The 23,675-nt window shown below is 39.0% G+C and carries 26 protein-coding genes; 3 read left to right on the top strand and 23 right to left on the bottom strand.

Annotated features, from left to right (window positions below; genetic code table 11):
• Positions 1–305: 305 nt before the first annotated feature.
• A complete protein-coding gene (locus tag LZ480_RS01720; protein ID WP_241367605.1) occupies positions 306–788 on the bottom strand; it encodes an IDEAL domain-containing protein in 483 nt (160 codons plus the stop codon).
• A 599-nt stretch (positions 789–1,387) separates the two neighbouring features.
• Here LZ480_RS01720 and LZ480_RS01715 point away from each other — a divergent pair.
• Together LZ480_RS01715 and LZ480_RS01710 are read left to right on the top strand one after the other, a co-directional pair.
• Positions 1,388–2,962, top strand: coding sequence for an SWIM zinc finger family protein (locus LZ480_RS01715; RefSeq protein ID WP_241367604.1), 1,575 nt, complete (start codon positions 1,388–1,390; stop codon positions 2,960–2,962).
• 47 nt (positions 2,963–3,009) lie between these two features.
• Positions 3,010–5,760 (top strand): DEAD/DEAH box helicase, encoded by a 2,751-nt coding sequence (locus tag LZ480_RS01710; RefSeq protein WP_241367603.1) that lies wholly within the window; start codon positions 3,010–3,012, stop codon positions 5,758–5,760.
• Positions 5,761–5,903: 143 nt separating this feature from the next.
• On the opposite strand, the gene LZ480_RS01705 is transcribed toward LZ480_RS01710, so the two are convergent.
• Positions 5,904–6,305, bottom strand: coding sequence for a single-stranded DNA-binding protein (locus LZ480_RS01705; protein ID WP_241367602.1), 402 nt, complete (start codon positions 6,303–6,305; stop codon positions 5,904–5,906).
• 253 nt (positions 6,306–6,558) lie between these two features.
• Between LZ480_RS01705 and LZ480_RS01700 the strand changes: the two genes are divergently transcribed.
• Positions 6,559–7,017 carry a YwpF-like family protein gene (locus LZ480_RS01700; RefSeq protein ID WP_241367601.1) on the top strand — a complete coding sequence of 153 codons (459 nt, stop codon included), beginning with the start codon at positions 6,559–6,561 and terminating at the stop codon, positions 7,015–7,017.
• 48 nt (positions 7,018–7,065) lie between these two features.
• On the opposite strand, the gene LZ480_RS01695 is transcribed toward LZ480_RS01700, so the two are convergent.
• The 21 genes from LZ480_RS01695 to LZ480_RS01595 all read right to left on the bottom strand — a co-directional run bounded on the left by LZ480_RS01695 (position 7,066) and on the right by LZ480_RS01595 (position 23,574).
• Positions 7,066–7,428, bottom strand: a complete 363-nt coding sequence (locus tag LZ480_RS01695) for a hypothetical protein (protein WP_241367600.1) — start codon at positions 7,426–7,428, stop codon at positions 7,066–7,068.
• 104 nt (positions 7,429–7,532) lie between these two features.
• Positions 7,533–7,916: a hypothetical protein gene (locus LZ480_RS01690; protein ID WP_241367599.1), complete on the bottom strand. Its 384-nt coding sequence runs from the start codon at positions 7,914–7,916 to the stop codon at positions 7,533–7,535.
• Positions 7,917–8,105: 189 nt separating this feature from the next.
• Positions 8,106–8,540: a 3-hydroxyacyl-ACP dehydratase FabZ gene (gene fabZ, locus LZ480_RS01685; RefSeq protein ID WP_241367598.1), complete on the bottom strand. Its 435-nt coding sequence runs from the start codon at positions 8,538–8,540 to the stop codon at positions 8,106–8,108.
• Positions 8,541–8,710: 170 nt separating this feature from the next.
• The gene (locus LZ480_RS01680; RefSeq protein WP_241367597.1) at positions 8,711–9,010 is read right to left on the bottom strand and encodes a DNA-directed RNA polymerase subunit beta; all 300 of its coding nucleotides are present in this window, start codon (positions 9,008–9,010) and stop codon (positions 8,711–8,713) included.
• A gap of 24 nt (positions 9,011–9,034) precedes the next feature.
• On the bottom strand, positions 9,035–9,874 hold the full coding sequence (locus LZ480_RS01675) for a flagellar hook-basal body protein (RefSeq protein WP_241367596.1): 840 nt from the start codon (positions 9,872–9,874) through the stop codon (positions 9,035–9,037).
• Between the two features lie 69 nt (positions 9,875–9,943).
• Positions 9,944–10,783: a flagellar hook-basal body protein gene (locus tag LZ480_RS01670; RefSeq protein WP_241367595.1), complete on the bottom strand. Its 840-nt coding sequence runs from the start codon at positions 10,781–10,783 to the stop codon at positions 9,944–9,946.
• A gap of 317 nt (positions 10,784–11,100) precedes the next feature.
• The gene (gene mreB, locus LZ480_RS01665) at positions 11,101–12,096 is read right to left on the bottom strand and encodes a rod shape-determining protein (protein ID WP_241367594.1); all 996 of its coding nucleotides are present in this window, start codon (positions 12,094–12,096) and stop codon (positions 11,101–11,103) included.
• A 181-nt stretch (positions 12,097–12,277) separates the two neighbouring features.
• Positions 12,278–12,559 carry a sporulation transcriptional regulator SpoIIID gene (locus tag LZ480_RS01660; RefSeq protein WP_241367593.1) on the bottom strand — a complete coding sequence of 94 codons (282 nt, stop codon included), beginning with the start codon at positions 12,557–12,559 and terminating at the stop codon, positions 12,278–12,280.
• 97 nt (positions 12,560–12,656) lie between these two features.
• A complete protein-coding gene (locus LZ480_RS01655) occupies positions 12,657–13,307 on the bottom strand; it encodes a M23 family metallopeptidase (protein ID WP_241367592.1) in 651 nt (216 codons plus the stop codon).
• A gap of 49 nt (positions 13,308–13,356) precedes the next feature.
• On the bottom strand, positions 13,357–14,262 hold the full coding sequence (gene spoIID, locus LZ480_RS01650; RefSeq protein ID WP_241367591.1) for a stage II sporulation protein D: 906 nt from the start codon (positions 14,260–14,262) through the stop codon (positions 13,357–13,359).
• Positions 14,263–14,415: 153 nt separating this feature from the next.
• Positions 14,416–15,714, bottom strand: a complete 1,299-nt coding sequence (gene murA, locus LZ480_RS01645; RefSeq protein ID WP_241367590.1) for a UDP-N-acetylglucosamine 1-carboxyvinyltransferase — start codon at positions 15,712–15,714, stop codon at positions 14,416–14,418.
• A 430-nt stretch (positions 15,715–16,144) separates the two neighbouring features.
• Complete coding sequence (locus LZ480_RS01640; protein WP_241367589.1) at positions 16,145–16,387, bottom strand: DUF1146 family protein; 243 nt, start codon at positions 16,385–16,387, stop codon at positions 16,145–16,147.
• Between the two features lie 142 nt (positions 16,388–16,529).
• A complete protein-coding gene (locus LZ480_RS01635; RefSeq protein ID WP_241367588.1) occupies positions 16,530–16,937 on the bottom strand; it encodes a F0F1 ATP synthase subunit epsilon in 408 nt (135 codons plus the stop codon).
• Positions 16,938–16,960: 23 nt separating this feature from the next.
• Entirely contained in the window at positions 16,961–18,376 is a 1,416-nt protein-coding gene (gene atpD / locus LZ480_RS01630; protein WP_241367587.1) for a F0F1 ATP synthase subunit beta, read from the bottom strand.
• Between the two features lie 48 nt (positions 18,377–18,424).
• A complete protein-coding gene (gene atpG, locus LZ480_RS01625) occupies positions 18,425–19,282 on the bottom strand; it encodes an ATP synthase F1 subunit gamma (protein ID WP_241367586.1) in 858 nt (285 codons plus the stop codon).
• 98 nt (positions 19,283–19,380) lie between these two features.
• Positions 19,381–20,889, bottom strand: coding sequence for a F0F1 ATP synthase subunit alpha (gene atpA, locus LZ480_RS01620; protein ID WP_241367585.1), 1,509 nt, complete (start codon positions 20,887–20,889; stop codon positions 19,381–19,383).
• Between the two features lie 29 nt (positions 20,890–20,918).
• Positions 20,919–21,455: a F0F1 ATP synthase subunit delta gene (locus tag LZ480_RS01615; protein WP_241367584.1), complete on the bottom strand. Its 537-nt coding sequence runs from the start codon at positions 21,453–21,455 to the stop codon at positions 20,919–20,921.
• Positions 21,452–21,973 (bottom strand): F0F1 ATP synthase subunit B, encoded by a 522-nt coding sequence (atpF, locus tag LZ480_RS01610; protein WP_241367583.1) that lies wholly within the window; start codon positions 21,971–21,973, stop codon positions 21,452–21,454. Before atpF ends, LZ480_RS01615 begins: the two co-directional genes overlap by 4 nt.
• 167 nt (positions 21,974–22,140) lie before the next feature.
• Positions 22,141–22,365: a F0F1 ATP synthase subunit C gene (atpE, locus tag LZ480_RS01605; protein ID WP_241367582.1), complete on the bottom strand. Its 225-nt coding sequence runs from the start codon at positions 22,363–22,365 to the stop codon at positions 22,141–22,143.
• Between the two features lie 78 nt (positions 22,366–22,443).
• A complete protein-coding gene (atpB, locus tag LZ480_RS01600; protein ID WP_241367581.1) occupies positions 22,444–23,172 on the bottom strand; it encodes a F0F1 ATP synthase subunit A in 729 nt (242 codons plus the stop codon).
• Positions 23,173–23,202: 30 nt separating this feature from the next.
• Positions 23,203–23,574: an ATP synthase subunit I gene (locus tag LZ480_RS01595; protein ID WP_241367580.1), complete on the bottom strand. Its 372-nt coding sequence runs from the start codon at positions 23,572–23,574 to the stop codon at positions 23,203–23,205.
• Positions 23,575–23,675 lie beyond the last annotated feature (101 nt).

Here is a 23,675-nt window from a genome sequence, read left to right as displayed (position 1 = left end):
TTGTCCCATGAGCTTTTCATTTTTGAGGAAAAGCTTCATGGGACTTTTTTGTGTAATCAGAAAAGTGCTAAAGCGCCCTTCCAGCCCATAGGGGGCAAAACACCACATCCATGTGGCATGCCCCCAATGACTCACATCGTGTGAGTCTCAGACATTGGATAGCCCGACGCAAAAGTAAGCGATCTACCACTTATGCAGGAGGGATCTAATGGTGCGAGGGGCTGGCGCTTTAGCCTAGACACTTTAAAAAAACCCACTGGCGTATAATTTATACGTCAGTGGGCGCTAATTAAGCTTATTGACAATCATGATGCGGCGAAGCCTCCAGTCAATTTTGCCTTCTTTGCCATTAAGGTATGAAACAATGCTTCGTTACGCGCTTCAAGTGCATTGTCGATTAAGCGAGATAAGTTTTCCTCTTCTAATACGCGCACAATCCCTTCTACTTCCTCATCAAATTTATATAGCACCTCAGCTTGTGATGGCTTCACATGTGTCGATACGTTTTCGATAATCGGCATTAAATGATCGTGTACGTTGGATACTAATAGTAGTTGATAAAGCGGAAGTCGCACGAAACGGTTCCCACGCTGGAAGACAAATACTTCTGATAAATTTTCAACTTGCAACGTATTTAAATCCACAATCATTTCTTTGCCTTCAATTGGAATGAAATGAAAAATCTCATCGTCCTTTGTAATTGAAAAGTATTGATAGGCAAATACTAAGCGTAGTTTTGAACCATTTAATTTTGTATAAAATGGTTTCATAAATTGAACTTGAATCATATGAATTCCTCCTTGGATGTCGTTTTGTTCCCATTCGTTTTTATCACAACCAAAAGACCTTATTTCAAGGTTTTTATTCAATAAATTTAACAATACGGAATTAAATATTTTTGAAAATTCGATAAATTTTTTATTTGCATTTAGTATCCCCATACTTTCAACGTTTCAAACTTCCAATTAATGTACATGGTAAAAATGTACATTCCATCCCTATAAATTGTGATGGAGCCATTTTTCATTATTAAGTGAATGCAAATTGAGTTGCGAGCGTTTGTACATTTACATTTTTGTCGGAAAAGCAGGTATTTACTGGGTATTCGCAAGTATATTTTAAAATTAGCTCATTTCCATTATGATTTCGCAAAAAAATTCCGAAATTCGCAAATATCCCTTGTGAATCCGCACATACCGGCACAAAATTCGCACGTATTCTCGCAAAGCCGACATGTCGTAGCCCTTAAAAGCTTTACAAATGCCTGACTAGTGAAGGCTATTGCTCTGAAGGGAATGAGGAAAACCCCAATCGAGCAAAGTTTCACTTTGTTGGAATTCATATTATAATGAAAGGAACGACTTTTTTAGATAGGAGGACGTCTATTGTGAGTTCCAGTTTTTCTGATGTTGCTCATTCACATAAAGATTTTATTGAAAAAACATTACAGCGCTTCGAAGAGCAGCTCCATCCCTCTGCAAATGAGGATGCAGAACTTGTCACGCGTGCGATGTTTTCCGTGCGTAATCAAGCGATCAAGCTACGTAATTACTCAGCGTTTACACAAATTTTGGTGTGCCAAATCCAAGATGTTCGCACAACCGACGTAACCATATCTTTTACACAGAAGCAAATTAGCTGTACATGCCCTCAAAAAAAGCTATGTCGACATCAGCTAGCAGTTATTTTTAAGCTTTCACAATATTTCATTTCGTTGCAAGATTGGCTAACAAGTTGGCGCGCGAAAAAAACAGTGCAGTTGAGTACCCTCGCCTCTGAGCGAAGTCCTGAAAGCTGGCAGCGTATGGCCGATGAAGTGCTGAACTATACCTTTAAAGAGCAGCGACCTATCGATAGCTTTTTAATTTCTTCGCTTCTTGAAAATGCCCGTTTAAAATTACAACGCCAGCGACCATTTGAACAAGAGTGGCAGCATTTATTTGATTTGTATATGGAAATTGCGTTAATGAAGCGCCTATTACAGCATGCTGTGAAAACGGGTATGTCAATGGACAATAATTACTTCAACTATTACTTAGAAAATGCGTTCATTCGTATGGAACGTGCAATTGATATCATTAGTAGAACCACGAAATTATTCGCAGCCGAACCATTTTTTGATGCACTACAGCTAATAACACGCGATATTTTACTGCTCGAAAAAGGGGCTACGCATTTTCGTCTTGCACTATACTTACAATTTTGGACGAAGCTATTCACAGAGAAAAAGCGCTTAACAGCGGAGCTTTCCGTTTTAGAAAAAACAAACGCTCCAATCGATATCGATTTAAACGTAGTGAAAGCGCTGTTCTATATTTTATTACGCACGATGACGCCGCTAGAACGAATAATACAAGAGATGTCATTAGAAAATGTAGAAAGCTTTATTGATGTTGCGCAGCAAAGTCTTGAAAAAGGCTATCTTGCTGAAGCGACACTGATTTTGAAAAAAGCGCTTCCTTTTTTACAAACCTTTATTCAAGAACAGTTAATACCTATTCGTCGTCAAAAATACACACGTAAACTTGATGTACTGTATGAGCAAATTGACTTAACAGAAGCCGAGGAACTTACACTGTATGCAGCATTCGGTAAATTTGGAATCGAGGCGTTTTCTGATTATTTACTACGTCATGCGCGTTATAATGAATGGGTCGCATTGCATCAGCTCTACCCTACTTCCATTGCTTATCTAGAGCAAAGTGGCTTAAAGGAAGTCGTTGCCCATGCCCCAGAAGCCGCATTACCGCTTTATCATTTTTATGCGATGGATGAAATTAACCAAAAATCTCGTCAAAATTATAAACAGGCTGTCCGTATTTGGCGATCAATGAAATCTGCGGCTAAAAAAGCAGGAAAGCTCGACTATTTTGAAAACTATATAGATGCCGTGCAACAGCAGTTTAAGCGTCTACGTGCACTACAAGAAGAAATCATAAAAAGCAATTTAATTGCTTCATAATATGTATGTTGTCATTAGGAGGTGAACTTGCGTAACGCAAGCTAGCTATGCAAACTTTACTCAATACAAAACTGCCATTTTTACAAACAATGCGCATCAAGCTTGCCACAGTACGTCCGGGACTTTTTCGTATGACTGCGTACAATAAGGACGATTTAATTTTGCCAACCACAAGCTGGGTACCGACATTGTTTTTTAAATTTGAGCAAAATTTATATGGGTTAAACACGTCTTTAGAAGAACGTGACTTACTTATAGATGCAGCGGATTTACTTGATGTATTATCCCCTCGCTACCGTCATCCATTTATAGATTTTTCGGCGCTAAATAGCGAAACCACTCAGCTGTTTAGTGACCTACAAACGATACTCCCTTTATGGTCCGATCCAAAGCTATGGCAGCATGCAACACTTACGGAAGATGGCTTTCACTTTGAGCAGGAATTATTGCAGCACGCAATGGAACAAAAGCTCGCAAATGCAGGGCTGTCAAAAGAAGATTCTCTTACGCTAATTCCATACTTTTTAAACGGAGGTTGGCCACTGCAAGGAACACATACTTTTGATGGCGTAAAAATGGCGCTACGTTTAAGTGAGCCAGAGGAAAATGAAGAAAACTGGCTATTAGAAACCGTTTTAATAAGTCCTTCTTCCGCTAAGCATTGGACACCTGCTGCTACAAAACGACAACTACCAATCAATGATGCCTTACCGAAAAAATGGGAACCTATTGCATCACAGATTGAAAATACGCAGCAGCAAGTGTTAGAGTTATTGCAAATCGATTTGGAACCTTCTCAATTTATTCGTTTAACACTAGCAGATGCAGCTGTACGCGAATTTTTACGCCATGATTTAGCGAAGCTTCAGGCAATTGGGTTTGAAGTTATTTTGCCTGCATGGTTAAAAGAATTAAAGCAGTCAAAACTTCGGGTTCGCGTAAGCGCAGGTAACCAATCTACGCGTAGTGTCGCTGGACTTGATGATATTTTAACATTTAAGTGGCAATTCTCGATGAATGGTGAAGAAGTTTCTGCCGAGCAATTCAAACGTTTAGTTGACGAAAAACGTGAATTCGTACGTATCGGTAATGAATGGTTCCGCATCGATGAGCAGTGGCTTACTGAAATGAAAGAACTAATGGAGCAAGCGGAAGAAGAAAATTGGACCGTAAAGGATTTATTATTCCGTGAGCTACCAGAAACGTTAACCGCACCACTTGATGAAGAAGATGATGATGCAGAGCGCGATGATCCGCTATTTGCCTTTGAAATGCAGCAATCACTCGCCGCATATATCGAACAGCTTCAACATAAAAAGGGCTTACCTCCAATCGTAGTGCCATCTAAGCTACACGCCGAGCTACGTCCATATCAGCAAGAGGGATTTGAATGGTTAACGTTTATGCGTGAGCAAAAGTTCGGCGCTTGTCTTGCTGACGATATGGGTCTAGGAAAAACCATTCAGTTAATTACGTATATTTTACACACGGTTCAAACTTTGCAAGTACAGGAGCCTACATTAATCGTCTGTCCGACTTCTGTTGTTGGGAACTGGCAGAAGGAATTAACGCGATTCGCACCAGACTTAGAAGTGTATACGCATTACGGTCCTCGCCGTTTGAAAGGTGACGGTTTAACAAGCTATGTACTAACGCAGCGTCCGCATGTAATTTTATCGACTTATGGTACAGTGACTCAAGACGCAGATGATTTAAAGCTCCTTCATTGGTCGACGATTGCGCTTGATGAAGCTCAAAATATCAAAAATATGCAAACGATGCAATCCCGTGCCATTCGTAAACTGAGTGGGACACATCATATTGCATTAACCGGCACTCCTGTTGAAAATCGCCTCTCTGAATTATGGGCTATTTTTGACTTTATCCATAAGGGTTATTTAGGTAGCTTCAGTAAGTTTTCGGAACAATATATTATCCCGATTGAACGCGACGAATCGGAATCACATAAACGTATATTACGTACAAAAATTAGTCCGTTTTTACTACGTCGCTCTAAACGAGATCCAGAGCTTCAATTAAATTTACCTGACAAACAAGAATCTCATGAGTTCTGTGCATTAACAACAGAGCAAGCCGCGCTATATGAAGGCTATATTCAAGATACGCTTGCAAGTTTAGAACAATTAGCGGGCTTTGAGAAAAAAGGTCGCATCTTAAAAATGCTCGGAAAGCTTAAACAATTATGTAATCACCCTGCCCTTTATTTAAAAGAACCTTTTGATGAAGCACAAACGATGATGAATCGTTCGGTGAAGCTTAAACGCATAATTGAAATGACGAAGGAAATAATTGATAGTGGTGAACAATGCTTAATTTTTACGCAATATATCGGTATGGGAAATTTAATCCAACATTGTCTACAAGAGCTTTACAATGTCGATGCACCGTTTTTAACAGGTAGTACCTCAAAAGCTCAACGTGACCATTTAGTAGAGGCCTTTCAAGCGAGGGAATTCCCAGTATTTTTACTGTCACTGAAGGCTGGTGGTACGGGGCTTAACTTAACAGCGGCTACACATGTACTACATGCCGATCGTTGGTGGAATCCGGCCGTTGAAAACCAAGCAACAGACCGTGCCTATCGTATCGGCCAAACACAATTTGTACAAGTGCATAAATTTGTGACAATTGGAACAGTTGAGGAAAAAATCGATAAAATGATCACGATGAAGTCTGCGCTGTCAGAGGAATTGATTCAATCCAGTAAATGGCTTACTGAGCTCGATGATCAGGAGCTCATGAATTTACTTACCCTCGATACAGCAACATTTAAATAAAATGTTGAGTCTACTTTACGCCTTGAAGTAGACTCTATTTTTTGCTTACTTCACAACTTGTTTTCATTGAGATTGGAATAGATTTTTACTGTGCGGTCATACAGTAGACTTGTCCATTGTAATGTTAAGCTAACTAGGACAAACTATAACGATTTTACTAGCTCACTTTCTTGCTCAGGTAATACAAAATCTTTTGGAATTGATGGTGCCTCTGTGGTATTTGTAACTGGCTTCATTGCATAAAAGCGAATTTCCTCGGCTACAACATCTGTTGTAAACACTTTTTGGTTTTCTCGATTAATATAGGAACCTGTTTGTAAACGACCTTTAATGCCAATCAGTGAGCCTTTTCCACAATACTTAATAAGCCGTTCTGCTAGCTTTCCCCATGCAATACATTGCACAAAATCGGCCTCATTCACCCCTTCACTATTTTTATATTGGCGATTTATCGCTACGGTGAAAGTTGTTTGTATACGCCCTTCTGATAATTGACGCAGGCTCAAATCCTTCGTCGTGCGTCCGACAATTCCAACATGATTCATGCATTCTCCTCCTTTCGTATTAAAGTAACTACATAATAAATAATTACCTAATTTTTTTCAAAATCTGAAAAATTAATTTTAAGCCCTTTTTACAAGTCAAATTGTTTTTTTTGATGCGTTAAAATTATTGGTTTTTGAACAAAATAAGACGTAATCATGGTTTGAAAGTATTATTATTGTAGCCGATCTTGACAGTTTCGCAATTTGATTATGTTATACTTTATGTATCAATAAATTCGAAGGGGGTTAATTTTTGAAAACTTTTAAAATGCTTTCGTTTGAATTACAACTAGATGGCAAACTCAAAAAAATCCCACTAACAGATGGCATAATTATCAGCCAAGAAAATAGCCACCAACTTTGGGTAATTGAAGCATTTACAACTTCAGAATATAAAGAACTGTTTGACGAGCTCATTTTATCCGGTACAATGCTCGATGCACGCGTTATTATTTCATTTCCAGACAACGAGCCCGCGCCGTTTTCAATTATCGCACATTCCTTAACACCTATTGATCAAAATATTTCGGTACTATTTAAAGGACGGTTGAAAGCACAGCGCAAAAAATACGCTGAGTTATTATTGTCACAATTGCTTGAGCAGGGCTTACGCAACGATGAGCTACTTGTTGCATTTGAACAAGGCATGCGTGAACGCCCATCACTTCAAGAACGGAATGAACGTTTAGAGAATACACAGGTTATTAAATAAAGCTAATGAAAAAGGAAATCCGTATTAAATACGGACTTCCTTTTTTCATTAGTGATTATCCACTTTGTCTTTATCTACGCGATCTTTATTATCCTCGATGATATCCTCTTGATTAACAGACGGAGCCCCTGGTGCAGTTATCCCATTTTCACCATTTGGGTTACTTGAACCGTTTGGATACGTTCCATTCTTATCAATCGTACTTTCGTTTACTTCCCCGTTTCTTGGTCGATTCGGATCAACAGTATCGATTGTATCATCAATGGCATCCCGTGTATCGTCCATCGTATCATCTACTCCACGTTTTACATCCTCTACGGGAGTTGTTGTATCACGCTCAGCTGTGTTCCAGTTACAGCCAGCAAGTAGAAAAAGCGAAAATACACTTACCATTACTGCTGAAGTACGCATAAAAAAATCCCTCCTTTCGCTTAGAAACTCAATTCATAATCACCTCAAGTGATCATAAATATAGTGCCCGGGAAAAGAAGGATCTATCCAACATATAAATGGGATTATTTTAATTTATCTTTTAACAGTTGCTCCACGTAAGCAGCCTCAGCCTTACAATCAAATTTATAGTCCGTGCCTAACTGTTTTTGTAACTTCGCAATTTCTTTCTTTTGCTTATCAGTTGGCGCTTCATTTAAAATTTTTGCAATAACCTCGTCCATTTTCTTGGCGATTTCTTCGTGGAATTCAGGGCTTAATAATACCTCTGTTGGTATTTTATCGATCCAAGCCGCATTTTCCTTGAAGTAACTTTGCCAACTTACCATGTAGTCTTCCATTGAAAATTTTTCTTCATCCCAACCAATATTTGCTAAATAAGCTTCAAACGACGTCGAGATTGATCGTGTAATACTAATTTTTACGCCTGAAGACAATTGTTTATACATCTCTTTTAAAACCTCCTACGTTTAAAGCCGAATTTTGCTTGTTATCATTCTCTATATTTATATTTTGACAATTGCATACGGTTATTAATCAGTAGAGCTCCGTTTTTTTTTAACTCCTGTCAAAAGGTAAAAATTTCACTTCAACCTATATATTCTATAATCTTTGCGGTATAATTGCAAATTGCTTTATTACGGCTGTTCTGGTCCAATTGCAAATAAGATTTCACATTCACAAGCTAGCTCACCATCTACAGTAGCAATTGCTTTCCCTTTGCCCATTTGCCCACGTAATTTTATAAACTCTACTTCAAGTTTTAGCTGATCGCCCGGTACAACTTGACGTTTAAAGCGGCAATTATCAATGCCTGTCAAAAATACAAGACGCCCTTTATAGGCTGGCGTGTTAAGTAATGCTACGCCTCCAACTTGCGCTAATGCTTCCACAATTAACACACCTGGCATAACTGGATAACCTGGAAAATGCCCATTGAAAAATTGTTCATTAATTGACACATTTTTCAAACCGATTGCACGCTTACCTTCTTCAATCTCTAAAATACGATCAACTAATAGAAACGGATAACGATGTGGTAAAATATTTTGAATTTGCTCTGCATTTAACATATAACTTCCCCCTTTGATTTGTTTGATAGGTAATCGTTATGTAAAAAATTCGTATAAACTATGTGTAACAGGCTGTAGAAAAAGTTTCCTACAGCCATGCTCACTTACTCTTTATGTCACAATTAGCTAGCTTAAAAGGGTAGCACAACATCATGTTTATGACAACTTCTTTACTGTTTTCCACTCATAATATCGAGTAAATGTTGCCAAGTGCTCCATTTTAATGTGTCAGCGGAATCACCATCACCAATGACGCTGTAGCCAATTGTAAGACCAATTCCAGCAGCGGCAACAAAAAGTACTGCTACTAAAATTATGCGTAACCAAATGGGAATGAGACGAAGCTGAACCCAGCGGACTGGTTGATCGTTCGTTGGCTCCGGCTGTGGTGTCTCTTGTTTTCTTCTGAAGCCACGTCTCGTCTTTTTTATTGTCGGCTGTGCTGCTTGTTGTTCAAACTCATCTGTCATAACTATTCTCCCTTACAATATCCTTTAGCGAATACCGTTTATTAAGCCCAGCATTTGATCAGCAATCGTTACCGCACGTGTGTTGAACTGGTAAGAACGCTGTGCCTGAATTAAATTTGTCATTTCTTTCGATAAATCAACGTTTGACATTTCAAGTGCCCCTTTTTGAATGCCAACTTGACGGTTTGCCCCCTGTAAATCTGTTAAAATCTCGGCTTCTGTGTAACCAAGTTCGTCAAGATTTTCTGGCAAGCCAATGTATGTACCACCTTGTAGGTTTTCCATAATTTGCGGCTTTTGCAGTGTTGAAACAGCTAATTGGAAACGTTGTGGTTGACCATTTGCATAATTCACTACTAATGTTCCATCTGAATCCATCGTAAACTGTGTTGCGTTGTCTGGGAACGTAATTGCTTGACCATTCACATCTGCCACTTGATAGCCATCACTATTTACAAGTGTTACAATACCTGGTTGCGCTGGCGATACGTAAAAGCTCCCGTTACGTGTATATGCTGTACGCGTTTCGCCCGCATCATTTGTCATCAGTACGTTGAAGTATTGATTTTTCGTTGTTAAAGCAAAATCTAAGTCACGGTCTGTTACTTGGATTGAGCCTTGCGATTGATTTGATTGAATTTGACCAATTTGTGCTCCAACTCCATAGCGAATGCCTACTGGTGTTTGTCGTACAGTTTTGTCGTATTCATCATTATTAAACTGTTGATATAGTAGCTCTGTAAAATTCGCTTGTTGTGCTTTATAACCGTGTGTATTACTATTTGCGATATTTGTACTAATGGTATCTAATTGATTCTGGATTTGAGACAACGTATTTGTCGCTGTAATCATTGTACGTAGCATTTGAATACTACCTCCTTATTATACGAAATTTCGCCCATGAATGAAAATAATTCACTGTGCTAAACGAAGTTACACACGTCCGATTTCGTTTACGGCTTTATCCATACTTTTATCGTATGCCTGTAATACTTTTTGGTTGGCTTCAAATGCGCGATAAGCCGTTAAAAGGTCCGTCATTGCTTTTGAAGCATCAACATTAGAACCTTCTAAGTATTGTTGTTGCATTGAAAATTGTACGCCATCTTGTCCGTAAGCTGAAGGTAAGTCTGCACCATCTAACGTATTGTAAAGACCATTGCCACGCTTTACTAAAACGTCTGGGTTTGCCGAAAATGCTACGCCTAATACGCCCACCTGTACGTTGTTTTCATCGAAAATTGCCCCTGTTGAATCAATACGAATGTTATCGTTCGCAAATTGCATACGGTTGCCGTTTGCATCAAGTACGAATAACCCCATTGGATTCACTAAGTTCCCCGCGCCGTCTAAAGTAAAATTCCCGTTACGCGTATAGCTTTCTGTGCCGTTTTCGTTTTCTAATCGGAAGAAAATTTGCCCGGAGTTGCCTGAAGCTACATCTGTTGGAACTTGACTATTAATAAGCGCTACGTCTGTCGTCAAGCCCGTAGAATAAATCTGTCCCTGTGCTTGGTCTGGCATTGTTTCTTGTAAGTATACACCCGCATTTAATGCGCCAACTGTATCTAGTCTTTTTAATGCAAAGCCATTTTCTGTAGGAATATTTGTTGAACCTACTGCCGACATCAACATATCTGGAAATGAGCGAATTGTCGTTTGATCTGATTTGAAACCAGGTGTATTCGCATTCGCCATATTATTTGTTAAAATTTCTGTTTTACGTTGTTGAGCAACCATTCCTGTCGCTACTGTATAAAACCCTTTAAACATTCGCTTCACCTCGAATTTACGTCATATTTACCTTGCTACTGCAGATTCTTTTTGTACCATCAGTAAAGTGACAGATACAGAACTCCCCTACTTCTATAAGTGGGCTTTGAATATCAAGTAGGACCTTACTTCAGTGGGGGCAATCCCCAGCTGAATAGGAAAACGAAGGCTAAAAACATCACATTCTGTGACAGCAGCTGACTGACCCACGCCCTGTGGCACTATACTAGAAAGAACCTGGACACAATTACGCCGAGGCGTAATTGATTATATATCGGTAAAAGTCACTTAAATGTTAGGAACATAGGTGGGGATAGTTATTTATTACTAACTGCTCGGTCAATATTATCTAACATAATGCCTGTTCCAACAGCTACACAGTTCATCGGATTTTCAGCAATGAATACTGGTACTTTTAATTCTTCGATTAGCAATAGGTCGATGCCATGTAATAATGCACCACCACCTGTTAAAATAACGCCGCGGTCAATAATATCTGCTGATAATTCTGGCGGTGTTTTTTCAAGTACGTCCTTCGCCGCTTGTACAATCATACTTACTGATTCACGCAATGCTTGCTCAATTTCTACTGAGTGAATTTCGATGGTGCGTGGTAAACCCGTTACCATATCACGACCACGGATTTCCATCGCTTCTTTGCGGCTATCAGGGAATACTGTACCGATTGTTGTTTTAATATTCTCTGCTGTACGTTCACCGATTAATAGCTTGTATTCTTTCTTTATGTATTGCAAGATGTCATTGTCGAATACGTCGCCTGCGATTTTAATTGATTCGCTCGTTACGATATCGCCCATTGATAATACTGCTACGTCTGTTGTACCACCACCGATATCAACGACCATATTACCGCTTGGTTGGAAAATATCCATACCAGCTCCAATTGCTGCAACTTTCGGTTCTTCTTCTAAATAAACCTTTTTGCCACCTGATTTTTCAGCTGCTTCACGAATCGCTTTTTGCTCGACAGATGTAATATTTGTCGGACAACAAATTAAAATACGAGGCTTTGATAAGAATCCTTTTAAATCCAACTTATTGATAAAATGCTTTAACATGGCTTCCGTTACATCAAAGTCGGCAATTACTCCATCCTTTAACGGACGAATTGCAACGATATTCCCAGGTGTACGCCCTACCATTTGACGTGCTTCTTCACCAACAGCAAGTACTTTACCACTCTTTTTGTCAATCGCCACTACTGAAGGTTCATTTAAGACAATGCCCTTCCCTTTCAAGTGAATTAACACGTTTGCAGTACCTAAATCTATCCCAATATCTTTAGAAAACATGTTTATTTAATCTCCTTCCACCGATTTCAACATGTGTACGTTTCATTTTTCTCTTTATCTAGATTATTTTATCATATACAATACGTAAATTACATCTAAAATTATGGTAGGGAATTTCCTTTACTTTGGGATTTATAGGGATTTTTTGTGTACCATTGAAATACAAAAATGCCTAGTGAGGTTAAAACTCGCTAGACATTGCTTGGGATTGTATTGGCTTTGTTAACCATTTTTTGCGTGTTGCTTCTCCGCCTCGTAAATGTCGAATCGATTTATTGTACGCTAGCATGTCTTGGACTTGTTTAGCAAGCGGCTCATTTACTTGTACAAGCCTTTCTGTTAAATCCTTATGCACCGTACTTTTCGAAAATCCTGTTTTACTGGCAAGAGCACGCACCGTTCCACCTGTCTCCACAAACAGCTCACCTAATCGAACGCAACGCTGCCGAATATGCTCGTGCACGTTCTCTTCCTCTCTATAAAATGTATGAAGAGTGTTTAGTTCTTATTGGTTCACCTTATGTGTCAACGTTTAGGTTTATTCGAATTAGTTTGCGAATTTAGAACGATAAATATTTGCGTGGGTTGATTAGCACACCATCTTCTACCAATTCAAAGTATAAATGAACGCCTGCTTGAGGGTTCCATTCATTTTCTTGCGATTTGGCAATGGCTTCCCCTTGTGTAACTTTGTCGCCTTCTTTTACTAAAATATCAGAGACTGAGCTGTAACGTGTTTCCATACCATTTGGATGTTTCAGCGTAATTTGATTGCCTTTGAAAACGTCCATTTTGACTTGTGTGACCTCGCCGCTCATTGCCGCTACAACTTCAAATGGCTCGCTATTAATGGCAATAGAGACGCCTGTAGAAGTCGTAAACACTTGATTAAAAACTAATAATCCTTTTTCTCGTGTCGCTTCGTCAGCAGTTACATCATAAAATTCTTGTACGATGCTTACTTCATTGAATAATTCCTCTTTAAACGGATATTTTAACATTTCTAACTTCGTTGCAGTTGGCAAAATAGATTGTTGATTCGTTTCTGGCTGTCCTTCAAGTGCAACCTGATCTTGCTTACTGTTGTACAGAACATTGTAACTTAAGATAACACCAACAATCATTACTGCAATGCTACTATAAATGACCGGCCAAAACCACGGTCTCTCCATAAATGGTTTCCGAGAAGGCTTTCGTTTATCTTCTCCCATATTCATCACCTCAAGAGAGAGTGTGGACAGGAAGTTCTCAAGTTAAACATTATTTTTGACAATAATTAAAAGTTTGTAATGTTGTATTCGGATAGTAATGCGCCAAAATTTCCTGTGCTGTGGTTCCACCTTGTGCCAGCGTATTTGCCCCCTCCTGACTCATGCCGACACCATGCCCATATCCAAGAGTTGTTAGTGTGATCCCCTTTGTAGTGGACTGCCAAGTAAAGTGGGTTGCACGTAAATTTAATAATTCTCGCATTTCACGCCCTGACCACGTTTTATTTGCAATTGTAATAGATTGCACGCGTCCTGAGCTATTAATGCTAACTTTCGTATTTTTGTACTGTGCCATTGTGAAATTTTGTTTGAGCAGCTTGTTTAATTCACTGTATGTGTAAGTAGTTTCCGTTTCTTCAAGCGGCTCTGGTGATGAGACAGACTGTAAATAGGGAACTATGCTATTGCTATAATTTTGGGCGGACTCAGTTTGTTCGAAGGAAGAAGCATGGAACATTGCTGTAATTAACTGATCGTTATAAGTAAGCACTTGTTGTTTAGTTTGCTCGACAGCCTGTTGCACCTTTTGTTCGTTTTGTGCAAACGCGGCCTTCCATCTTTCTTCGCGCAAATCTTTATCATTAAAAACTTGATGTGCGGTAGTTGCTAAAATCGGAGTTTGTCCATTATTGGTTTGCTTTAATACATACGTCCTTGAGGCGATTGCTTGTGCTTTTAGTGCTTCTTCATGAAAGCTCGCTGGCATTTCTCCAGCTAGTACCCCTACTAAATATTCTTCTAACGGGATCGAAGTATTATTGATTTTGATGAATATTGGACATTCATCTTTCGGTGTTTCTATAGTAGAAATCGATTGTTTTGTCTCACCTTTTTGCATAAAAACTGGCGTAAGGAATAAGCTAATTACTAACAACGTGAGAATGATTTTTTTCATGTGACAATGTATGATTTTTGCCAGTAGATATACCTGAAAACTCAAAAAATTCTATAGAAAAATATTTCCTACTATATGTCTAAGCAATATAAAAAGCATCTAGTTGCTCGAAATTCTATTCGAGCAACTAGATGCTTAAAAATACTTAAACGGTTATACCGTTACCACTGTTTCTACTACAACTTCTTCTATATCTACGCGCTCAATATTTGCACCTAAAGCCGCTAATTTTTTGTGGAAGTCCACGTAGCCACGGTCTAAGTGATGTAATTCTGTAACGCGTGTTACACCTTCAGAAACTAATCCTGTTAAAATTAGTGCTGCTGCTGCTCGTAAATCTGTTGCTGAAACTTCTGCACCTTGTAGGTTTTTATCACCTTCAATAAATACAGAACGGCCCTCAATCTTAGCGTCCGCGTTCATGCGGCGGAATTCTTCTACGTGCATGAAACGATTTTCAAATACAGTTTCAGTGATGATACTTGTGCCTTTAGCCGTTAACATTAATGCCATCATTTGTGATTGCATATCTGTTGGGAAGCCTGGGTGTGGCATAGTTTTAATATCCACTGCTTTTAACGGATCGTTTGCACGTACGCGTAGACCTTCACCTTCTTCGATTACTTCAACACCCATTTCGCGCATTTTTGCAATCAATGCCGTCATATGCTCTGGTACAGCGTTTTCGATAAATACATCACCACGAGTAATTGCTGCAGCCACCATAAACGTCCCTGCTTCGATACGGTCTGGAATAATATAATGCTCGCAACCTTTTAATTCTTTCACACCTTCAATACGTATCGTATCAGTACCTGCACCGATGACACGACCGCCCATTGCATTAATGAAGTTTGCTAAATCAACAATTTCAGGCTCTTTAGCTGCATTTTCAATGACTGTTATGCCTTTTGCTAATGCTGCAGCTGTCATAATATTCTCAGTCGCCCCAACACTTGGGAAGTCTAAATAAATCTCTGCGCCTTTTAATTCTTCTATTACTTTTGCTTCTACATAACCATGACCAAATGATATTTTAGCACCCATTGCTTCGAAGCCTTTTAAATGAAGTTCTATTGGACGTGAACCAATTGCACATCCACCAGGTAATGCTACACGTGCATAACCATTACGAGCTAATAATGACCCCATTACTAAAATTGAGGCACGCATTTTGCTAACAAACTCGAATTGTGCTTCACTAGAAAGCTTCATAGACGTATCAATGATCAGTTCATTATGTTCAACTTTATATTCTACTTTTGCATTTAAGCTTTTCAATACTTCGCTGATTGTACTTACATCTGCTAAGTTTGGTACATCTTTTATAATATTTTTATCTTTAGAAGCTAATAGAGATGCAGCTAAAATCGGTAATACAGCATTTTTTGCACCTTCGACACGTACGTTACCTTTTAGCGTTTTACCCCCAGTAACAATAATTCTTTCCACAATTCGTCCCTCCGAATTCGATTCTCATATAATTAATAAATGAATGGATAAGTTCAATTAATTTTTTCATTTGACTGTTATTTTACACACTAGAACATACTACATAAATAATGGTGCATATTCAAGCACCCAAATCACTATTTTAAGCTAATTTTATCAAAATAGCTATAAATATATAATACGCAGGACAAGTAATTATTGTGAATAGACAAATATTCATTAGAAATACAAATCACACGCAGAATAACGCGATATGAAGTCTTATGCAGTCCTAACCAATCAAGAAAGAAGTACCAGACCTAAATAACTACTCGCACGTTATAATCTTATAAACGTACTGTATTTCCTAGGAAATTTTTATTCCTTGTAGTGAAAAACAAGTGATTATTTCCCCCTACAAGAAATAAAATGACACATTAAATTTCCTGTTTTATTGGTAAATATAGGGGATCATTTTAGACCAACTCAAAAAATTTAAAAAGAAATCTGCCACAGTTGATCCTATAACAATACTCATAAATATATAAAATAGTTGAATTTGAAATGTTTTCCCTTTTTTAAACAGCTGCTCAATACGAAGTCCTTGTAAAGCATACAAAGCCATACCAATAAAAATAATATTTGCAATAATATTCATTAGTGCTTGTTGACCAGTTTGTACGATTAAATCCATTTCACACTTTCACTCCTTCTATTCATTAAGTCTTTAAATCAATGAATTTGCTATTTAAAGATTATAAATCCTTAGAGTTTTCCAACGTCAAAAATAATATTTAAAAAAGCGGGCAGATTGCTCTGCCCACTTTTTATCAAAATTAGATATTACCCTCTTGAACGTTGATACGATTCAACGCACGTTTTAACGCTAGTTCAGCACGTTGGAAATCGACGTCATCTTGTTTCTTTTGAAGGCGACCTTCAGCACGAGATAATGCTTCTTTAGCACGTGCAACATCGATTGAAGAAGCAACTTCAGCAGAAGGAGCTAAAATCGAAATTTTCTCAGGACGTACTTCAATGAAACCGCCGCTAATTGCTGCAAGTTCAAAAGTGCCATCTGCTTTTTTCAGCTTCACTGCACCAATTGTTAGTGGAGCAACCATAGGAATATGGCCAGCAAGGACACCAATTTCACCTGAAGTTGTTTTAGCGATAACCATCGTTACCTCTGAATCGTATACTGGGCCGTCGGGAGTGACAATATTGACTGTAACTGTCTTCATATTTTTTCCTCCTCGTCAGCTAATTAAACTTGTACGCCCATTTCTTTCGCTTTCGCTACTACTTCATCAATAGAACCAACTAGACGGAAAGCATCTTCTGGTAAGTGATCCCATTTGCCATCAAGGATTTCCTTGAATGAACGAACAGTATCTTTTACAGGTACATAAGAACCTTTTTGACCAGTGAATTGCTCCGCTACGTGGAAGTTTTGAGATAAGAAGAACTGGATACGACGAGCACGCTCTACAGTTTGTTTATCTTCATCAGATAACTCATCCATACCTAAGATGGCGATGATATCTTGTAACTCACGGTAACGTTGGATTGTACGTTGAACTTTAGTTGCGATAGCGTAGTGTTCTGGACCTACGATTTCTGGTGATAATGCACGAGAAGTCGAAGCTAATGGGTCAACCGCAGGGTAGATACCCATTTCAGATAATTTACGCTCAAGGTTAGTTGTTGCATCTAAGTGGGCGAAAGTTGTAGCCGGAGCCGGGTCAGTATAGTCATCGGCTGGTACGTAAATCGCTTGGATAGAAGTTACAGAACCTTTAGTTGTAGATGTGATACGCTCTTGTAATTTACCCATTTCAGTAGCAAGTGTTGGTTGGTAACCTACCGCAGAAGGCATACGACCTAATAGGGCAGAAACCTCAGAACCTGCTTGAGTGAAACGGAAGATGTTGTCGATGAATAAAAGTACGTCTGCACCTTGCTCATCACGGAAGTATTCTGCCATTGTTAAACCAGATAATGCTACGCGCATACGTGCACCAGGTGGCTCGTTCATTTGACCGAATACCATCGCAGTTTGTTTGATTACGCCTGAGTCAGTCATTTCGAAGAATAAGTCGTTACCCTCACGAGTACGCTCACCTACACCTGCGAATACTGAGATACCAGCGTGCTCTTGTGCGATGTTGTTGATTAATTCTTGGATTAATACTGTTTTACCTACACCGGCACCACCGAATAGACCGATTTTACCACCTTTAATGTATGGTGCTAATAAGTCTACTACTTTGATACCTGTTTCAAGGATTTCAACAGTAGTTGATAATTCATCAAATGTTGGAGCTTCGCGGTGAATTGAATCACGGCGAACTTCAGCAGGAATCTCTTCGCCTAAGTCGATAACTTCACCAAGTACGTTAAATACGCGACCTAATGTAGCTTCACCAACTGGTACTGAGATTGGTGCTCCTGAGTTTGTTACTTCTGCTCCACGTTGTAAACCGTCAGTAGATGACATGGCAATCGTACGAACAGAATCGTCACCTAAATGAAGCGCTACTTCTAATGCAAGAGTAGTTGGCTCTTCGTTAGGACGTTCGATTGTAACTGTTAATGCGTTATAAATTGCTGGTAATTCACCATTAGCAAACTTTACGTCTACTACTGGACCCATTACCTGAAGAACGTGTCCTTTGTTCATTACTGTGTACCCTCCTATCGTATTCTTATACGACATTGGTGAGTGCGCCTATTCTAAGGCAGCAGCTCCACCAACGATTTCTGTAATTTCTTGTGTAATCGCCGCTTGACGTGCACGGTTGTATTGTAGAGAAAGGTCTGCAATAAGGTCGTTTGCATTGTCTGTAGCGTTTTTCATTGCTGTCATACGCGCTGAATGTTCACTCGCTTTTCCGTCTAATAAAGCGCCGTAAATTAAGCTTTCTGCATATTGAGGTAATAATACTTCAAGAATTGCTTCGCCTGATGGCTCGAATTCATATGCAGCGTTACTTGATGAAGGTGCAATATCAGTTAAAGGAAGAACTTTTTTCACAGTCACTTCGTTAGCGATTGCTGATACGAAGTGATTGTAGTACATATAAAGTTCATCATACGTACCATCAGTGAACATACCAACAGCATTACGTGCGATTTCTTTAATATCAGCAAATGATGGTTGGTCTGGTAGAGCAACTACATCTGCGATAACGTTGTGTCCACGCTTTACAAAGTAATCACGAACAACACGACCTACTGCTAATACTACGTACTCGTCTTTAGACTTGTGACGTGAGTTAATTGTATTTTGAACTTCACGTAAAATGCTTGAGTTGTAAGCACCTGCTAAACCACGGTCAGAACCGATAACTAAGTAAGCTGTTTTCTTAACAGGACGTATAGTTAACATTGGATGTCCGATGTCTTTTGTACCTGATGCGATTGCACCTACTACGTCTTGAATCTTTTCCATGTAAGGAACGTAAGCTTTAGCGTTTTGCTCTGCACGACGTAACTTTGAAGAAGAAACCATCTGCATCGCTTTTGTGATTTGTTTCGTTGACTTTGTAGAGTTAATACGACCTTTAATTTCGCGTAAGTTTACCACTGGTATTTCACCACCTTTTGATTTTTATCAAGTTCTTAAAAGAGCTGTTCAGTTTTTTACGTGCATACGAATACACACGTAAAAAAACTGTTCAAATCTTACTCAGATTTAGCGAAAGTTTTTTTGAATGCGTTAATAGCTTCGATGTACTCAGCATCTGGAGCAAGTTCTTTAGTTGTACGAACGTGATCTAAAACGTTTGTGTGGTTTGAATCTAACCAGCTTAAGAATTCATTTTCAAAACGAACGATGTCTTGTACTGGAATATCATCTAAGTGACCTTTAGTTAATGCATAAAGAATCGCTACTTGTTTTTCAACTTTAAGTGGTTTGTTTAAGTCTTGTTTTAAAACTTCAACTGTACGTTTACCACGCTCTAATTTAGCAAGTGTGATTGCGTCTAAGTCAGAACCGAATTGAGCGAATGACTCTAATTCACGGAATGCTGCTAAGTCAAGACGTAATGTACCAGCTACTTTTTTCATCGCTTTGATTTGAGCAGAACCACCTACACGTGATACTGATAAACCAGCGTTGATCGCTGGACGTACACCAGAGTTGAATAAGTCAGATTGTAAGAAGATCTGACCATCTGTAATAGAAATTACGTTTGTTGGGATATATGCAGAGATATCGCCCGCTTGCGTTTCTACGAATGGAAGCGCCGTAATAGAACCGTTTTTGTAAGTTTCGTTTAACTTCGCTGCACGCTCTAATAAACGTGAGTGTAAGTAGAATACGTCACCAGGGTAAGCTTCACGACCTGGAGGACGACGTAATAATAATGAAAGTTCACGGTAAGCTGATGCTTGTTTAGATAAATCATCATACACGATTAATACGTGTTTACCATCTAACATGAACTCTTCAGCCATTGATACCCCAGCAAAAGGTGCTAAGAATAATAATGGCGCTGGTTGTGAAGCAGATGCAGTTACAACGATTGTGTAATCTAATGCACCGTGCTTACGTAAAGTTTCAACAGTACCACGTACAGTTGATTCTTTTTGGCCAATTGCAACGTAGATACAAATCATATCTTCGCCATGTTGGTTTAAGATTGTATCGATCGCTACAGAAGTTTTACCAACTTGACGGTCACCGATGATTAACTCACGTTGACCACGACCGATTGGTACTAAAGCGTCAATCGCTTTGATACCTGTTTGTAATGGTTCGTGTACTGATTTACGAGCCATTACACCGAAAGCTGGGCTTTCGATTGGACGAGATTTTGTTGTGTTGATTGGACCTAATCCATCCACTGGTTGACCAAGTGGGTTTACAACACGACCAATTAGTGCTTCACCAACTGGTACTTCCATAATACGACCTGTACGACGAACTTCATCGCCTTCTTTGATGCCTAGGTAGTCCCCTAAAATTACGATACCAACGTTACCTTCTTCTAGGTTTTGTGCCATACCCATAACACCGTTTGAGAACTCTAAAAGTTCTCCAGCCATGGCGTTGTCGAGGCCATGAGCACGAGCGATACCGTCACCAACAGTGATAACTGTACCTACTTCGCTTACTTTTAATTCCGATTGATAACCTTCAATCTGCTGTTTAATCAGACTGCTGATTTCTTCAGCTTTGATGCCCATGTATGTTCACCTCTCACATTTCTTAAGATTTAACCAACTAAAACTTTTTTTAAGTCCTCTAGCTTAGATGCTACAGTGCTGTCGAAAATATAGTTGCCAATTTGAACGCGTACGCCACCGATTAGTGACGCATCGATAATGTTTGTAATATTAAGTGTTTCTTTACCTACTAATTTACCGAAAGCAACAGAAATTTCTGCACGCTCTTGTTCAGTTAATTCACGAGTAGAGAATACTTTTGCATCTGCAGCGCCTTGAGCAGCTGCTGCTAATGCTTGAAACTGTTCAGCTACAGCTGATAATTCGTTTAAACGTTTCTTTTCAATTAAAAATTGAACCATGTTTACAACGATTGACTGAGCACCAGTTAAGATTTGAGCAATAAGCTCTTTTTTGCGGTCAGCTGAGATTTTTGGAGCAGTAAGTAATGCCATAAACTCATCGTTTGAAGCTAATACTTCTTTGATCTCTTTTAAATCTGCACCCACTTCAGAAAGTAAGTTTTGCTGAGACGCTAATTTAAAAATTGCTTGAGCATAGCGATTTGCTACAGTCGATTGACTCATTTCGCTTCGCCTGCCTTCGCAATCGTTTCTTTAATTAATGCGCTGTTGTCTGCTTCAGAAATTTCTTTTCCAAGAACTTTAGATGCAGCAAGAACTGATAATGAAACCACTTCTTCGCGTACCGCAGCGATTGCTTTTTCTTTCTCTGCTTCGATATCACGAACTGCAGATTCTTTTAGACGGTTAGCTTCAGCGCGTGCAGCTGACACGATTTCTTCGCGAGTTGCTTCGCCTTGCTTTTTAGCGCCTTCTACGATAGATTGCGCTTCTGTGCGAGCTTCTTTAAGAAGGCTCTTTTGTTCTTCTAATAGTGCTTGCGTTTCTTTCTTAGCTTTTTCAGCTGCATCAATGCCGCTTGCTACTAACTCTTCACGCTCGCGCATGATACCCATTAAAGGACCCCAAGCGAACTTTTTAAGAAGTGCCATTAAACCTAAGAAGATAACTAATGTAGCGAAAACGTCACCTAAATTGATGTGGTTAGCGCCTGCACCAAGTACAAGATAGTCTAAAAACACGATTGTTTCACTCCCTTCAAGAGCTTAAATAGAAATCTATATTTGTAAAACTTTTACTTTCATGTTAAAAAACAATAAATAAGGTTATACCTTATTTATACAAAAGTAATGGCGAAGGGCCTTCGAAAAGTCTTCTTCGCCACTGTAAAATAATCTTTTTATAAAGACTACTTGTTCATTACGATGAATGCTACTACTACTGCGATGATCGGTAATGCTTCTACTAATGCAACCCCGATGAACATAACTGTTTGAAGTGCGCCACGTGCTTCTGGTTGACGAGCAATACCTTCTACTGTTTTTGAAACGATTAAACCGTTACCAATACCTGCACCTAGTGCTGCTAAACCGATTGCGATTGCTGCTGCTAATAAACCTACTGAACCTACCATTTGTAAATATCCTCCTTGGATTATGTGATTTTTTTGTGGTTCAAATTACCGCACTACATTGAATGCGAGAATTTATAATTAATGGTCTGAACTCACTTTGTGAGACATGTATACCATTGTTAACATAGTGAAAATGAAAGCTTGGATAAACCCGATGAAGATCGAGAATCCTTGCCATGCCATCATTGGAACAACTGCACCAACGAAGCCAAATACTGTGCCTGATGCGGCTAAACTTGCGATAAGACCGATTAAAATCTCACCCGCATAAATGTTACCGTAAAGACGTAAACCGAGTGTTAGCGTATTGGCGAACTCCTCGATAATTTTTAACGGGAACATGAATGACATTGGTTGGAAGAACGTTTTAGCATAACCACCTGTACCTTGCATTTTCACACCATAGTACTGCGTTAAAACTAAAATCATCGCTGCTAATGTCATCGTAACAACTGGATCGGCTGTTGGTGATTTCCACCATAAGTCATGTCCAACTGTGATACCACCAAATGGTAAACCAATTAAGTTCGAAACGGCAATGAACATAATTAGTGTAATACCTAGAATGTGGAAGCGACCACCTGTTTTCCAGTCCATGTTACTCTTAATAATACCCTTCACGAAATCCATAATCCATTCCATGACGTTTTGCATACCAGTTGGTTTTAAAGCAAGTCTACGTGTTGAGATAAACGCGATTAAAAACACAATAGTAGCAGATATTAAAAGCATCATTACTGTCGATTTATTGAACGTAAGCATCATAAAGCCTAAATCCAAGTTAAACTCTGGAGCTGTATGATTCATTTCTGCATTCACCTCTCTTTCAAATGCACATTAATGGCTTTTATTCTGGTGTACAATTCTTTCTATTACTAAAAAGATGTACGGAATCATGAGCCCAATGACCGTGCTTATTAAGTGGAAATATTGTGGCAACGATATTGCGATTGCGACTGCGGCAACACCTGAAAAAAAGCGATATGCCGTGCCTATAGATGGTGCTTTTGTCCCTTCACTCATGGAACGGTCAAATTTTTCCATACGTCGAACTAATATCCAAAAGTTATACGTACCAAAGAAAGCACCTAGGGCTATACCAGCAAATATCGAATCATACGGCGAAAATCCCCAGCCTAACGCACAAATAGCAAGCAAAAAAAAGAACGCCTTTTTCTGCATTGCGAACATGTGATGCAAATTTAGCATTGGCAATTAATCTCCTGAAACATTTTTTCGAGTAAAGAAAGCGTTCTTCGACCATTAAGTGAATTTAAATTGTAGTGAATGCACTACAAAATCAGAGGCCG

It is taken from the genome of Solibacillus palustris (assembly GCF_022549215.1).
GTDB classification, from domain to species: domain Bacteria; phylum Bacillota; class Bacilli; order Bacillales_A; family Planococcaceae; genus Solibacillus; species Solibacillus daqui.
The sequence above is the reverse complement of the archived record's forward strand: the minus strand, read 5'-3'. Positions and strand labels throughout refer to the sequence as shown.